11 protein-coding genes and 1 tRNA gene are annotated in these 14,065 nt (G+C 71.2%); 5 read left to right on the forward strand and 7 right to left on the reverse strand.

What is annotated here, in order from left to right; all coding sequences use genetic code 11:
* Window positions 1-61: 61 nt before the first annotated feature.
* Window positions 62-1,294, forward strand: coding sequence for a DUF4192 family protein (locus tag AC0L6F_RS03470; protein WP_473539171.1), 1,233 nt, complete (start codon window positions 62-64; stop codon window positions 1,292-1,294).
* A gap of 93 nt (window positions 1,295-1,387) precedes the next feature.
* Window positions 1,388-2,413, forward strand: coding sequence for a glycosyltransferase family 2 protein (locus AC0L6F_RS03475; protein ID WP_259613144.1), 1,026 nt, complete (start codon window positions 1,388-1,390; stop codon window positions 2,411-2,413).
* A 12-nt stretch (window positions 2,414-2,425) separates the two neighbouring features.
* On the opposite strand, the gene AC0L6F_RS03480 is transcribed toward AC0L6F_RS03475, so the two are convergent.
* The 3 genes from AC0L6F_RS03480 to AC0L6F_RS03490 are packed head-to-tail and all read right to left on the reverse strand — an operon-like array spanning window position 2,426 to window position 6,677.
* On the reverse strand, window positions 2,426-3,883 hold the full coding sequence (locus AC0L6F_RS03480; RefSeq protein ID WP_473539172.1) for a CDP-glycerol glycerophosphotransferase family protein: 1,458 nt from the start codon (window positions 3,881-3,883) through the stop codon (window positions 2,426-2,428).
* On the reverse strand, window positions 3,880-5,169 hold the full coding sequence (locus AC0L6F_RS03485; RefSeq protein WP_473539173.1) for a CDP-glycerol glycerophosphotransferase family protein: 1,290 nt from the start codon (window positions 5,167-5,169) through the stop codon (window positions 3,880-3,882). Before AC0L6F_RS03485 ends, AC0L6F_RS03480 begins: the two co-directional genes overlap by 4 nt.
* Window positions 5,170-5,222: 53 nt before the next feature.
* Window positions 5,223-6,677, reverse strand: coding sequence for a S1C family serine protease (locus AC0L6F_RS03490; RefSeq protein WP_274638113.1), 1,455 nt, complete (start codon window positions 6,675-6,677; stop codon window positions 5,223-5,225).
* A gap of 65 nt (window positions 6,678-6,742) precedes the next feature.
* Here AC0L6F_RS03490 and AC0L6F_RS03495 point away from each other — a divergent pair, with 65 nt between their 5' ends.
* On the forward strand, window positions 6,743-7,978 hold the full coding sequence (locus AC0L6F_RS03495) for an aminotransferase class I/II-fold pyridoxal phosphate-dependent enzyme (protein WP_473539175.1): 1,236 nt from the start codon (window positions 6,743-6,745) through the stop codon (window positions 7,976-7,978).
* A 6-nt stretch (window positions 7,979-7,984) separates the two neighbouring features.
* Here the strand turns inward: AC0L6F_RS03495 and AC0L6F_RS03500 are convergent, their stop codons facing one another.
* Window positions 7,985-8,803, reverse strand: coding sequence for a carbon-nitrogen hydrolase family protein (locus AC0L6F_RS03500; RefSeq protein WP_274638111.1), 819 nt, complete (start codon window positions 8,801-8,803; stop codon window positions 7,985-7,987).
* A 108-nt stretch (window positions 8,804-8,911) separates the two neighbouring features.
* On the opposite strand from AC0L6F_RS03500, the gene AC0L6F_RS03505 reads away from it, so the two are divergent.
* A complete protein-coding gene (locus tag AC0L6F_RS03505) occupies window positions 8,912-9,454 on the forward strand; it encodes a flavin reductase family protein (RefSeq protein WP_473539177.1) in 543 nt (180 codons plus the stop codon).
* Here the strand turns inward: AC0L6F_RS03505 and AC0L6F_RS03510 are convergent.
* Window positions 9,445-10,047 (reverse strand): TetR/AcrR family transcriptional regulator, encoded by a 603-nt coding sequence (locus AC0L6F_RS03510; protein WP_259612109.1) that lies wholly within the window; start codon window positions 10,045-10,047, stop codon window positions 9,445-9,447. The genes AC0L6F_RS03505 and AC0L6F_RS03510 overlap by 10 nt on opposite strands.
* An 83-nt stretch (window positions 10,048-10,130) precedes the next feature.
* Here AC0L6F_RS03510 and AC0L6F_RS03515 point away from each other — a divergent pair, with 83 nt between their 5' ends.
* Window positions 10,131-10,889, forward strand: coding sequence for an SDR family NAD(P)-dependent oxidoreductase (locus AC0L6F_RS03515; protein WP_473539178.1), 759 nt, complete (start codon window positions 10,131-10,133; stop codon window positions 10,887-10,889).
* A 76-nt stretch (window positions 10,890-10,965) separates the two neighbouring features.
* Here the strand turns inward: AC0L6F_RS03515 and AC0L6F_RS03520 are convergent.
* A tRNA-Met gene (locus AC0L6F_RS03520) sits at window positions 10,966-11,039 on the reverse strand.
* Window positions 11,040-11,107: 68 nt separating this feature from the next.
* Window positions 11,108-14,023, reverse strand: coding sequence for a UPF0182 family membrane protein (locus AC0L6F_RS03525; protein WP_473539179.1), 2,916 nt, complete (start codon window positions 14,021-14,023; stop codon window positions 11,108-11,110).
* Window positions 14,024-14,065 lie beyond the last annotated feature (42 nt).

The following is a 14,065-nucleotide window of genomic DNA, read 5'->3' on the forward strand; positions in this document are numbered from 1 at the left end:
TTGTCCACAGATTCGGCGGACACCCGGCGGTGCCGGGCCGCAGCGCTCCACGATGGTCTGCATGACCGACGCACCGAAGATCCTCAGCTCGACCACCGGCGCCGACTTCCTCGCGACCCTGCCCACACTGACCGGGTTCACGGTGAACGACAGCATCCTCATCGTGCCGTTCCACGGCAAGCGCACCATGGGCGTGATGCGGGTCGACCTGCCGCCCGACGAGGACCGACGGCGGCACGACAAGATCTCGGCGCTGGCGCTGGCGGCGCTCAGTCGGCTCTCCGGGTGCGACGGTGTCGTGTTCGCGGTGTACGCCGACCAGACGTTCCCGGTCGCCTTCGCGCGGTGGGAGGGCCTGATCTCGGCGCTGGAGCGGCGGTGCGAGGATGCGGGCTTCACGGTGAAGGACGCGTTCTGCGTTGCGGCCGACGGCTGGGCGAGCTGGTACGAGCAGGATCCCGCGTTCGACGGCCATCCGCCTGCTGAGATCGACCGCAGCCCGCTCGCCGAGCAGGCCGCCCGGGTACGCGGGGGCCGCGAGCTGCCCGCGCAGGGGCAGGCTGCCCAGCTTCCGCCCGCCGACCCGTGGCTGGCCGAAGCGCTGCCGGAGGCCGTCGACGACCTCGAGTTCGGCGGCCGGGAGCGGGACGCCTTCGGCGGATACCGGCCGGCGGCCCCGCTGGATGCGATCGCGCTGATCGAGCGGGTGCTCGCCCGTGAGCCGGAGGACGTCCCGCTCCCGGACCTGGCCCGACTGGCGGTGCTCAGCGTCACCGCCGCCCGTCGCGACGAGATGACGGTCCAGATCGCGTTCGGACGCAGGGCCGGCCGCCGGCACCGCGCCGACAGCGACCGGCTCCACGCCCTGATGCGGCGCACAGGGAAGTCGATGGACGAACTCGTCGCCGCCGAGATGCCCCACGCCCGCGGAACCGCGCTCGGGGACCTCGGCGGACTGTTCACCGGGGAGAGCAGGCGCGAACCGAGAGTGAAGCGGGTGCGCCGGGCGATCGTCCTCCTGGGACGGATCGCCGTGCACCTGACACCGGATCAGCGGCCCGACCTCCTGTGCATGCTCTCCTGGCTGCACTGGGCGCTCGGATCGGCCTCGGCCGCGGCCCACCACGCCGAGTCCGCGTTGCGGGTCGCGCCCGACCACCGGATGGCGCGGACGCTGCTCGCGATGTTCTCCTCCGGCCGGCTGCCGGAGTGGGTATACGCCCATCACGGGGTGCCCACGCCCGCCACCGACGCGTTCGCGGACGAGCTGGCCGAGGCCATGGCGCGGCCGTGACCGGGGACGTGGCATGATCGATTGGTGCAGGAGGACGCGGCAGAACATCGGGACGCCCCGGTTCCGGCTGCCGGCTCCGGCGTCTCGTTCATCATGCCGGTGCTGAACGAGGTCGACTACCTGGAGCGGGCGGTGCGCACCGTCCTGGCCCAGCAGATCGACGGCCCCAGCGAGATCGTCCTCGCCCTCGGTCCCTCCACCGACGGGACCGACGACGTCGCACGTGCGCTCGCGGCCGATGACGAGCGGATCGTGCTCGTCGGCAACCCCGGCGCCGACATCCCGAAGGGGCTGAACCTCGCCATCCGGGCGAGCCGACACCCGACCATCGTGCGGGTCGACGCGCATTCCGAGCTCTCGACCGGGTATGCGCACCGCGCTCTGGAGACCCTCGCCCGCACGCGCGCGGCGAACGTGGGCGGGGTGATGCGCGCCGACGGGCGCACCCCGTTCCAGCGGGCCGTCGCCCGGGCATACAACTCCCCCATCGGCCTCGGCGGCGCCGCCTACCACGGCGGCACCCACGCCGGCGAGGCGGAATCGGCCTACCTCGGGGTGATGCGCCGCGCCGTGCTGGACGAGGTCGGGCTCTTCGACGAGTCGATCCGGCGCGGCGAGGACTGGGAGCTGAACCTGCGGATCCGCCGCGCCGGATACCGCGTCTGGTTCGACCCGACGTTGGCGGTCACCTACTGGCCGCGGGAGAGCTGGCTGCGGCTCGCGCGTCAGTTCCGCGCGACCGGCGCCTGGCGCGGCGAGCTCGTGCGGCGATACGGCCGTCGCAACGCGGTGCGGTTCTTCGCGCCGCCGGCGCTCGTGGTCGTGATCGCCCTCGCCGTGCTCACCGGTGTGCTGCAGGCCACCGGCATCCTCTCGGCGTGGGTCGGGCTGGCGGCATCCGTCGTCTACCTTCCGGTCATCGCATACGCCGTCCTGCTCGTCGCGGTCGCCGCCGGATCCGGAGGCGGACGCGGATGGCGCGACAAGCTGTGGACGCTGGCGGTCCTGCCCACCATGCACCTGTCCTGGGGGACGGGATTCCTGGCCGGGCTGCTGGCCGGAGCCCATGGGACGGTGGACACGTCCCGGCTCGGCTCGCGCAACACTCCCCTGCCCTGAACCGGGCGGCGATCAGCGGGTGATGTAGCCCCGGTCGAGGATGCGTGCGACGACACGCTCGGCGGCGTGCCCGTCATCGCGCGCGTTGAACCGCGCCCGCCACTGCGCGTACCGTTCCGCGTAGCGCGAGGAGTCGTGCGCGGTGATCGCGTCCGCCAGCTCCTGCTGGGTGCGCACGAGCGGCCCCGGGGCGTGCGCGGCGAGGTCGAAGTAGAAGCCGCGCAGCCGTCCCCGGTAGTGCGCGATGTCGGGCACATGGAAGAAGATCGGGCGGCCGGTCACGGAGAAGTCGAACATCACCGAGGAATAGTCGGTGATCAGCGCGTCGGCGGCCAGCATCAGCTGCGCGGTGTCGCCGAACGAGGTCACGTCGATCACACGGGTGCCGCCGGCGTCGGTGCCCGGGATCAGCGTCCGCGAATGCCCGCGCACCAGGACCACGGCTCCCGTCTCCCGCGCCAGCGCCTCCAGGTCCAGGAAGTCGACGATGTGCGTGCGGTCGTCGCGCCACGTCGGTGCATACAGCAGGACCTTCTCTGTCACCCCGATGCCGAGCATCGCACGCACCGCAGCGCCGTCACCGCCCACGAGCACATCGTTGCGCGGATAGCCCTCGACCCACACCGGACGCCGGCCGAACGCGTACGCCGCGCGCAGGATCCGGCCCGCGTACGGGTTCTGCGCGAGCAGCACGTCCCAGCGACGCGCCTCGCGCACCACCGCCAGTGCGCGACGCAGGTCGAACCCCCGGCGGTGCAGCGCGAGACGCTTCAACGGCGTGCCGTGCCAGGTCTGCAGCACCCGCTGGCCGCGGCGACGCTCGAATCGCCGCCGGAGCCAGTCGTTGACCACGAGCAGCCGGGCCGATCCGCGCGCGCGCCACCACTGCGGGCTGCCCTCCACGATGGGGATCGCGCCGTCCGGCACCGGCACCGACAGGTCCGCCACGCTCCAGTACCGCGTCACCGCCGGTGCGCGCCGGGCGAGTTCGCGATCGATCGCGAGCGGGTTGTCTGCGACGTTGCGGCCGTAGAAGCTCTCGAAGAAGACGGCGTTCTCCAGCCGGTCGCTCGGCCGGTTCGCGTAGCGGCGCTCCAGGGCGGCCTGCCCCTCCCACGACCCGTACGCCGGGTCCAGCGGCGGCGTGATCCGGACGACCTCGCCGTCCAGCCGCGCGTGCAGTCCGCCCAGCGCCGTCTCGGCGACCGGTCCGGGGAGCGCGACGGCACCGACGGAGGGATCGGATGCCTCGATCTGCAGCGTGTAGTCCCCGGACGGGAGGGGCAGCACCGGACCGCCCCAGCGTGACGCTTCGAGGGGCACGACCGCCTTCCAGGTGCGCCCCCGTCCGGTGAGCCGGCCGTCCACGCCGGCGCGGGGGCCACTCAGCCCCACCCGCGCGGGACGCGCACCGCTGCCGGTCAGGATCAGCACAGGGGCGGGCTGCGCTTCGAACCGCGCCTCGGTCATCGTCGTCCTTCCGATCGCACCGGGCGTCGTCCGCGCGCTGCGGCGGCCAGCCGGGCGTGGACGGCCCGGTGCACACGGGCGGCACTCCCGCCGTCGGTGAAGGCGTGCACCCGAGAGCTGAGCGCCGCCGACCGGGCGGTCCGCTCCGCGCGCACGTCCGCGTCGCCCAGGACCGCGTCCACCTCGGCGATGGCCTGTTCCCAGGTCGACGCCCAGTCAGCCCCGGCCACGTCCGAGTAGGTGCCGTACATCCCCCTCCCGGCCGTATATGCGGCCAGGTCCGGGGCGAGGAAGACCACCGGCAGCGGAACGAGTGACGCGTCGAACGCGAGGGACGAGTAGTCGGTGATCAGCGCGTCCATCGCGGGAAGCAGCGGGGTGATGTCGCTGACCAGATCGCTGCCGACGGCGCGCACCCGCTCGACGTCGCCCGGCGGCCGGTAGCGCCCGGCGCCCAGCGGGTGCGAGCGGATCAGCAGGACGGCATCCCGTTCGATCAGCATCCGCTCCAGAAGACGCCACTGGGACGGCGCGGGGATCGCCGGGTCCTCGGCGCCGTCGCGCCAGGTGGGTGCGTACAGCACGAGCCGCGCCGCGCCGATCGGCCCCGCCGCCGCCTCGACCGCCGCTGTCGCGCGCGCGCGGCGCCGGTCCGGGGTTCCGGCGCTGAGCACGTCCACGCGCGGCTCACCGGTCACCGGCACGCACTCGTCCGGCAGCGAGAACGCCGATTCGAGGCGCCCGCGGACCAGGTGGGATGCCGCCGGGATCAGGCCGATCCGCCGGGTGGTCCGGCGGTACATGACGCCCACCAGGCGACGCAGCAGCCGTGCTCCCGGCATCCGCTCCAGCGCAGCCGGCACACGCACCGTCTCGGGCGAGTCGATGCCGATGCGCTTGAGCGGGATGCCGTGCCACAGCTGCACGATGAACGCCCCGCCGATCGCATACCGGTTGACGTCGCCGAACCCGTGCGTGACCACGACGACGCGTGCGCGTGCGGTGCGCCAGAACCCGCGCAGGGAGTGCTTGGGCAGTGTGGGGATGCCGTGGGCCGCGGCATCCCGCTGCTCCCGCGTGGACCCGACCAGCCACACGGTCCGATCGCCGTGGGCGACCGTCTGCTGCCACACCGCCAGTGCGCCGTCGCCGATGCCGGCGCCGCACCCGAACACCCAGTCGCCCGCCGAGCGCGGGATCAGGAGGGTGGCCAGTCGCCCCGCCGCGTACAGCGGCAGCCGGAGGAGCTTGGCCGCGTTGCCCGCACCGAACGAGAAGGACGCCACCCCGCGAGCCTATCGCGGGGTGGCGTCCGTTCCTGATCGGTGCGTCCCTGACGCTACTTCAGCGAACCGAGCGTGACGTCGGCGGTCGCGGTGCGCCCGTCGCGGACGTAGGTGACCGTCGCCTTGCTGCCGGCGGCCGCCGCCCGCACCTGTGCGGTGAGGTCGACGGCGCTGCCCACGGGCACCTCGTTGAACGCGGTGACGACATCGCCGGCACGCAGGCCCGCCTTCTCGGCGCCGCCCCCGGAGGTGACGTCGACGATGTACGCACCGGTGATGGTGGCGCCCTGGACGGCGGAGGCGTCACGGACGCTCGCGCCGAGCAGGCCGTGGCTGGCGCTGCCGTCCTTGATGATCTCGTCCGCGACGCGGTGCGCGATGTCGGACGGGATGGAGAAGCCGACGCCGATCGAGCCGCTCTGGCTGGACGAGGATGTCGAGCCGGTCGAGGCGATCGCCACGTTGATGCCGACGAGCTTGCCCTCGCCATCCACCAGCGCACCCCCCGAGTTGCCCGGGTTGATCGGGGCGTCGGTCTGGATCACCGCGATCTTGATCGACTCGCTCGCCTGAGACTGCTGCTGCTGGCCCTGGCCGAAGTCGAAGAAGAACGGGCTGCCGCCGTTGTCTCCCCCGTTCCCGCCATCACCCGAGCCGCCCTTCGGCGCGGCGGAGGAGGCGATCTCGATCGACCGGTTCAGCGCACTCACGATGCCCGTGGTCACGGTGTTGGACAGGCCGAGCGGGGCGCCGATGGCCACCGTCTGGTCGCCGACGTTGAGCTTGCCCGAGTCGCCCCAGGTCACCGGGGTGAGGTCGCTGGCGCCGGTCAGCTTGATCACGGCGAGGTCGTACACAGGATCGGTGCCGACGATCTTCGCCGTGTAGATGTGGCCGTCAGAGGTCGTGACCGAGATCGCCGCGTCGCCGCTCGCGCCATCGAGGGTGACCACGTGCGTGTTGGTCAGGACGTAGCCGTCCTTGCTCAGCACCACGCCCGAGCCGGTGCCGCCGTTGTTTCCGGAGCTCACGTTGATGGTCACGACGCTGGGGACGACCTTGGCGGCGATCCCGGTGGTGGCGTTCACGCTGTCCGGGTTGTTCACCGTCACCACCGAGGGGCCGGCGGTCGAGGAGGAATCGACCGGCGCCCACAGGTTGGCCCCGGCCCAGGATCCGCCCAGGCCGGCGGCGCCGCCGACCAGCGCGGCGGCGACCAGCAGGCCGGCGATCCGGCCCCCGGTGACCTTCTTCTTGTCGCCGTCGGGGCGTGCCGGTGCGGTCTGGGCCTGCGGCGCGGGGAAGCCGAACGCCTGGCCCGGGTAGGGCTGAGTGGCGCCCGTGTCGGTCGGCGCCGAGGCGGGGGCGGCCGGTGCGGCGGGTGCGGGCGGCTGCGGCGGAATCGACCCGCCTGCGGTCGGGTTGATGGGGGCGGCGCCGGGCCCGGCCGACGGCACGGCGGGGGCCGCGGGGATGTCCTCGGGACGGTTGTCCTGGTTCTCGCTCATGGAGTGCTCCTTTTGGCTGACAGTGAAAGCATGGCGACTGTTTCTGTGCGTTCCGTATGCCGAGAATGGGACGACTCTATGCGAGTAGCGTGGGAATCGTGCAAGAGCCTGTGACCGGAGCCTGGCGCCGCGTCGCCGCCGGCGCCGGCCTGCTCGGCGCCGACGGTCGCAGCGCCCCGACGATCTTCGCCGAGATGAGCGCACTGGCCGCCCGTACCGGCGCGGTGAACCTCGGCCAGGGCTTCCCCGACGAGGACGGACCTGAGATCGTGCTGGCCACGGCCCGCGAGGCGATCGCGAACGGTGCCAACCAGTATCCGCCCGGGCGCGGCATCCGCGAACTGCGCGACGCGATCAGCGAACACCAGCAGCGCTTCTACGGCCTCACCCCGGATCCGGAGCGGGACGTGCTGGTCACCGCAGGCGCCACCGAGGCGATCGCCGCCGCACTGCTGGCTCTGGTGGACGGTCCCGACGACGAGGTCCTGGTCCTGGAGCCCTATTACGACTCGTATGCCGCCTGCGTCGCCCTCGCGGGCGCTCGGCTGGTGACCGTGCCGCTGCGCTGGCCCGATTTCCAGCCGGACCTGGACGAGCTGCGCGCCGCCGTGACCGATCGCACACGGGTCATCCTGATGAACGACCCGCACAACCCGACCGGGACCGTGCTGTCCGCAGAGGTCCGCGACGAGGTCGTACGTCTGGCGGAGCGCCACGACGCCGTCATCGTCACCGACGAGGTGTACGAGCATCTCCGGTTCGACGGGCCGCACGCGCCGATCGCCGCCCTGCCCGGTGCCTGGGAGCGGACCCTGTCGATCTCGTCCGGCGGAAAAACGTTCTCGACCACCGGGTGGAAGATCGGCTGGATCACCGGACCGGCCGCGCTCGTGGATGCGGTGCTGGCGGTCAAGCAGTTCCTCACCTACGTCAACGGCAGCCCGTTCCAGCCGGCGATCGCGGCCGGGCTGCGGCTGCCCGATGCGTTCTTCACCGGCATCGCCGACGACCTCCAGCACAAGCGCGATCTGCTCGGCGAGGGGCTGCGCGCCGCCGGGTTCACGGTGTCCGTGCCGGCCGGCTCGTACTTCACGGTCGCGGACGCGGCGCCGCTGGGCGCGACGGATGCCGGCATGTTCTGCCGCTCGCTGCCGGAACGGGCCGGCGTCGTGGCGATTCCGCTGACCGCTTTCGTCACGGCGGCGCACCGCGCGCAGTATGCGACGCTCGTCCGGTTCGCCGCGTGCAAGCGCGTGGAGGTCATCGAGGCGGCCGTCGCCGGTCTGCACCGGCTGTCCTGACCGGCGTCAGTCCACCGGCGTCACGCGGAAGCGACGGAGCCGCAGCGACGGGTTCACGCGCCGGACGCGGTCGATCGCCGCGGACTCGAGATGGGCGACCGCGACATCCGTCGTCGTCCCGACCGCCGCCAGCGTCACCCCCTGCGGGTCCACGATCATCGAGTGGCCGACGCCCAGCGGCGGCGGGTGGTCGGCGCCGGCGACGTAGACGGTGTTCTCGATGGCGCGCGCCTGCAGGAGCGTGCGCCAATGCTGCTCCTTCAGCGGGCCGCGCACCCACTGGGCGGGCACGAGCACCGCGTGCACGCCGGCGTCGGCCAGCGTCCGGGTCATCTCCGGGAACCGGAGGTCGTAGCAGGTCTGCAGACCGAACCGCAGCCCGTCGACCTCGAACGTCTCGGGATCGCCCATCGGACCCGGCTGGACGAAGTCCGATTCGCGCTGCCCGAACGCGTCGTACAGGTGGAGCTTGCGATACCGGGCCACGACCCCGTCCGCCCCCACCGCGACGACGGTGTTGTGCACCCGACCGGCGTCGGCGGCGCGTTCCAGGAGCCCGGCGACCAGATGCACGCCGTGCTGCCGAGCGAGGGTGGCCAGGGCTGCGGTGAACGGGCCGTCCACGTCCTGCGCGAGGTCGGCGATGGTCTCGTCGAATGGATCGATGAAGGCGCTCGAGTACTCGGGGAAGACCACGACGCCCGCCCCGCGGCCCACGGCCACCGCGGTCAGCCGGCTGATCTCGGCGAGGTTGCCGACGCCGTCCGCTGTGGGGGCGAACTGCGCCACGGCCAGGGCGAGGGCGGCATCCGGGGATTCGGGCATGTCTCCATCCTCACCGGCTGTGCGCCGGTCGGCAACCCGCCCGTGCCCGGGCCTACGCTGAGGGAACAGGTTCTGGCCGCGGGAGGATGCGATGACCGGGAAGCGTCGATGAGTGCAGCGCCCGCGGGCGGCGCGCGCGGCGAGCGGATCCTGGCCGCGCCCCCGACCGCGCACGACCAGGACGCCTACAAGGCCGCCTCGACGCTCGTGGCGAAGGGAGTGGCGGTCGTCAGCGCCGTCCAGGGCCGGTGGGACCATGCGGCGACGGTGACCGATCTGCTGTCGGTGTCGTACGACCCGCCGACGATGCTCGTGAGCCTGTATGAGCTGTCGCGCATCGCCGATGCGATCGTGTCGTCGGGCCGGTTCGGCGTCAGCCTGCTCCGCGACGATCAGCGCCGCATCGCCGACTGGCTGGGCGAGCCGGGCACCCCCTTGGTCGGCCTGCTCGACCACGTGCCGCACGTGCGCCGTGAACCGGGCGCGCCGATCCTCATCGCCGACGCGCTGGCCTGCTTCGACCTGCAGGTGACCGCCGTGCACCGAGCCGCCACCCACCTGCTCGTGGTGGGCGAGGTCCGCGCCATGACGCAGGCGACCGTGTGGGGGGTGCGACCGCTCGTGCGCTGGCAGTCGACGTATCAGCGCTGACGGGTCGAGGGCGTCGCGAGTCGTCGCGCGGCCTCGACCACGAAGCGACGACGCCCGGCCCGCTCCCGTTCGTCGTCCGGTCCGGCCCCGGTGATCATCTCGGCGAGCTGCGGCACCGTCTGCCACCAGGCGGCCAGCGCGATCAGGGCGAACACGAGGTGGCCAGGGTCCAATGCGGGATCGAGCAGGCCGTCCCGCTGCGCACGGGCGAAGCGCTCCACCTTCTCGCGGTAGTGCGTGCTGCGCGCGTCCAGATCGGCGGCCGGGCCGCCCTGCAGCCCTTCCCATTGCAGGAGGCGCCCGAGCTCGGGGTGGACAGCGTGGTAGTCGAAGGTGGCGCCCGCGAACGCGCCGATGTCGTCCAGACCGACGCCGGTCAGACCCACCGCTGCGGCGAGCCGCTCCAGCTCGGTGGACAGCACGAGCTCCCAGAGCGCCCGCTTGTCGCCGAAGTAGCTGTAGAGCCGCTCTTTGTTCACCCCGGCCCGCGCGGCGATGGAGCCGACCGTGGTGCCGTCGAACCCGCGTGCGGCGAACTCGATCAGCGCCGCGTCGCGGAGTCGACGGCGCGTCCCTTCGGTGTCCCAGGCCACCTCGCCAGAATACCAACTCAAGGGTTGGAAATGGACGTGCGCCGCGCTAGACTCCAACCACATCGTTGGAGTTGGAGATACCCATGGACATCATCGACCGTCTTCCCACCGACATCCGCACACCGCAGCCGGCCCCTGTCGCTCTGGTGACCGGAGGCAGCAGCGGCATCGGATTCGCCGTGGCCCGCCAGCTCGCGGACCGGGGCGTGACCGTGTGGATCGGCGCCCGCGACCCCGGCAGGGGGCGCGCTGCGGCAGCCGAACTCGGCGCGTCCGTACGCGTCGTGCCGCTGGAGGTGACGGACCCGGCATCGATCGCGGCAGCCGCGGAGCAGGTCGGCGACCTGGACATCCTCGTGAACAACGCCGGGATCAACCCCGGCGGCGAGGACATCATCGGCACCTCCGTCGCCCAGCTGCGCGCCGCCTACGAGACCAACGTCTTCGGGCTCGTCGCCGTCACGCAGGCGTTCCTCCCCGCGTTGCAGCGATCGAGGCACCCCCGCATCGTCAACGTGTCCAGCGGCACCGGGTCGCTCGCCTGGAACAGCGGACCGAATCCGCAGTTCGACTGGGAGCGGGTCCAGGGCGGCGGCCTGGCCTACCGGAGCTCGAAGACGGCGGTCAACGCCGTCACGCTCCTGACGGCGCAGACCCTCGGCGCGAGCGCCAAGGTCAACGCGCTGGCTCCGGGCCGGCGCCGCACCAACCTCGTCGCCGGCGCCGTCGGCGGCGGTGACCCGGACGAAGCCGCTGCCGGCGCGGTCCGTCTCGCGCTGCTGCCCGACGACGGACCCACGGGCGCGCTCTGGTCGTGGGATGGGACGCGCGTCCCCTGGTGACGCCGCGAGCGTGCACGCTCCCTGGCGGCGCGCACACGACGAAGGCCCTCGCTTTCGCGAGGGCCTTCGTCATCTGTTGCGGGGGCAGGATTTGAACCTACGACCTCTGGGTTATGAGCCCAGCGAGCTACCGAACTGCTCCACCCCGCGGCACGTCATCAGCTTAGCATGCCCGCGGGCCGGGATCGAATCCGACAGCGCCCGTCGGCGAGCGTCGGCTACTTGTCTCCGGACAGCTGCAGCAGCGTGTTCAGAGCGTCCGTGAGGCGTGCATCCGCCACGCCGTACGCCGTCCAGTCGCCGGCCTTCATCGCGGCGTCGCGGTCCATCATCGCCTGCTGCGCCTCGTGCAGTGCGGCCTGGAACGCGACCGAGGTGTCCGTGCCGGTACCGCCTCCGCCACCGGTCGAGCCGCCCCCCGTCTCGGACGGACTCGGGTTGGGCGACGGCGTCACATTGCTGTCGCCGGTGTTGGCGCCCGAGTCGCCGCCGAACAGGGTGTCCAGCGCCTCGCCGAGGGTGTTCTCGAAGGCGACCTTGTCGCCGAAGGCGACCAGCACCTTCTGCAGCGTGGGCAGCTTCGTCTGTCCGGAGGACTGGACGAACACCGGCTGGACGTAGAGCAGACCGCCCCCGACGGGCAGCGTCAGCAGGTTGCCCGGGAGCACCTGGGACTGCCCCTGCTTGAGCAGGTTGATGAACGAGGAGACGGCCGGCTGCGCATCGAAGTTGTTCTGCACCTGGCCGGGACCGGGCACGGGAGTGTCGGCGCTGATCTCCAGCATCCGCAGCTTGCCGTAGTCGGCGTCCTTCACGCCCGCCTTGTCACCGGCGTTCGAATCGACGGCGAGATACCCCATCAGCACATTCCGCGACGAGCTCTCCGCATTCGATTCGGGGATGAAGCTGGTGAACATCGAATACTCGGCGCTGTCCTGGCCGGGCATCTTCATCGACAGGTAGTACGGCGGCTGCAGCTGCTCCTTGTCCTGCGGGTCCGGCGGGGTGACCCACTTGTTGTCGCTGCGGTAGAACGACTGCGCGTCGTTCACGTGGTACGTGCCCAGCACCGAGCGCTGCACCTTGAAGAGATCGGTCGGGTAGCGCACGTGGCTCATCAGATCGGCGCTCATCTGCGAGACCGGCTTGACCGTGGTCGGATAGACCTTCTCCCAGGTCTTCAGCACCGGGTCTTCGGCATCCCACGCGTAGAGGGTCACGTGCCCGTCGTAGGCGTCGACCGTGGCCTTCACCGAGTTGCGGATGTAGTTGATGTCATCCATGGCGATCGTCGGCGTCGAGGTCGACGAATCGGTGATCGCCTTGGACAGGCTCGTCGTGTGCGAGTACGGGTAGTCGGCGCTGGTGGTGTAGCCGTCCACCACCCACACGATGTGGCCGTCCACCACGGTCGGGTACGGGTCGCCGTCCAACGTCAGGTAGGGGGCCGCCTTGTGCACCCGGGTCAGCGGATCCCGGTCGTACAGGATCTGCGATTCGGGGTTGATGCTGTCCGAGAACAGGATCTGCTCCGATTGGAACTTCAGGGCGTACACCAGCCGGTTGAACCAGGTGCCGATGTTCGGCCCGCCGTCTCCGGAGAACGTGGTCTTGACCTCGTTCGATCCCTCGTCACTGCCGGCGAGGTAGTCCAGCTCCATCGGGTCGGTGCCCTTGGCCGCGCCCACGATCGAGTACTGCGGCGAGTGCTCGCCGAAGTAGACCCGGGGCTGGTAGTTCTCGTCGGTGAGGAATCCGGTCGAGGGGATGCCGCGCTCCAGGAACACCGGCTTGCCGTCGCTGGTGCGCGCATTGCCCTTGGCCACCACGAGGCCGTAGCCATGGGTGTAGATCTGGGTGGTGTTCTGCCATGTCGCGTTCGCGCCCAGGGCGTTCAGGTTCAGTTCGCGCACCGACATCACGGAGTCCTGCGAGGTGCCGTCCAGGTCGTAGCGGTCCACGTCCAGCGGGTTGTTGAACTGGTAGTAGGACCGGTACTGCTCGAGCTGCTGGACGGTGGGCCCGATGATCGCCGGGTCCATGATCCGGATCTGTGCGGTGGTGTCGGCATCCGCGCGCAGCTGTCCCTTGGTGGCATCGGTCTTGGCGGCGAAGTTCGTCGTCTCCATGTCGTCGATGCCGTACGCGGTCTTGGTGGCGTCGATGTTGCGCTGGTAGTACGTCTTCTCCAGCGTGAGCTGGTTCGGCTTGACGCTGACCACGTTGACGACCCACGGGTAGGCCATGCCGACCACGATCGCCGAGACGATCAGCAGCGCGGTCGCGATCAGCGGGTAGCGCCAGTGCCCGATGATCGCGGTCACGAAGAACAGCACGGCCACGATCGCGGCCACGATCGCCAGGATCACCTGCCCGGGGATGACGGCGTTGACCTCGGTGTAGCCCGGCCCGGTGATCAGGCCGTTCTCGGACACCATGGTCTTGTACCGGTCCAGCCACAGGCTGGCCGCCTGCACCAGGAGGTAGATGCCGGCCAGCACGGCGAACTGGATGCGCGCGGACTTCGAGATCCGCAGCTCCCGCTGCGCGATCCGGACCGAGCCGTACAGGTACGCCACGACGGCCGAGACGAGCAGGCAGATTAGCAGCACGGCCGAGGTGAACCCGAGCAGCGTGCTGTAGAACGGCAGCGCGAACATGTAGAACCCGGTGTCCAGGTGGAACTGCGGGTCGGTGACCGAGGTGGACACCCCGTTCAGCCACAGCGCGGTGGTCTCCCACTGGGTGGATGCCGCGAATCCGGCGAAGAACCCGAAGAAGATCGGGATCCCCCACATGGCGAGGCGCCGCAGCGGCTCGACCACCTCCTGGTAGCGGTCCAGCTGCGCGCTCAGTCGCGCGTACACCGGGCGCAGGCGGTACGCCAGCTGGATGCACAGCCAGACGGGCACCGCCATCCCCAGGAACCCGATCGCGAACATCGCCACGCGGGCCAGCCACTGCGTCGTCAGCACGCCGGAGAAGCCGAGCTGCTCGTACCAGAGCCAGTCGGTGTAGAGGTTCGCGAAGATGAAGAACGCCACCACCAGGGCTGCGATGATGACGAGCGAGATGGCGATGACGCGCCGCGAACGGTGGGGCGTGGCCGGTGCAGGGGCTTCGTTGGTGGTCACCCGATCATCCTAGGCGGGACCGGGTATGCGTGAGCCGAGTGC

This window comes from Microbacterium sp. G2-16M (assembly GCF_055809115.1).

What these genes read in the sequence shown, in the direction of transcription:
- AC0L6F_RS03515 (WP_473539178.1), top strand. Translation starts at nt 10,131, where the DNA reads ATGGACATCATCGACCGTCTTCCCACCGACATCCGCACACCGCAGCCG.
- AC0L6F_RS03475 (WP_259613144.1), top strand. Translation starts at nt 1,388, where the DNA reads ATGCCGGTGCTGAACGAGGTCGACTACCTGGAGCGGGCGGTGCGCACC.
- AC0L6F_RS03470 (WP_473539171.1), top strand. Translation starts at nt 62, where the DNA reads ATGACCGACGCACCGAAGATCCTCAGCTCGACCACCGGCGCCGACTTC.
- AC0L6F_RS03480 (WP_473539172.1), bottom strand. Translation starts at nt 3,883, where the DNA reads ATGACCGAGGCGCGGTTCGAAGCGCAGCCCGCCCCTGTGCTGATCCTG.
- AC0L6F_RS03490 (WP_274638113.1), bottom strand. Translation starts at nt 6,677, where the DNA reads ATGAGCGAGAACCAGGACAACCGTCCCGAGGACATCCCCGCGGCCCCC.
- AC0L6F_RS03500 (WP_274638111.1), bottom strand. Translation starts at nt 8,803, where the DNA reads ATGCCCGAATCCCCGGATGCCGCCCTCGCCCTGGCCGTGGCGCAGTTC.
- AC0L6F_RS03495 (WP_473539175.1), top strand. Translation starts at nt 6,743, where the DNA reads ATGGGACGACTCTATGCGAGTAGCGTGGGAATCGTGCAAGAGCCTGTG.
- AC0L6F_RS03505 (WP_473539177.1), top strand. Translation starts at nt 8,912, where the DNA reads ATGAGTGCAGCGCCCGCGGGCGGCGCGCGCGGCGAGCGGATCCTGGCC.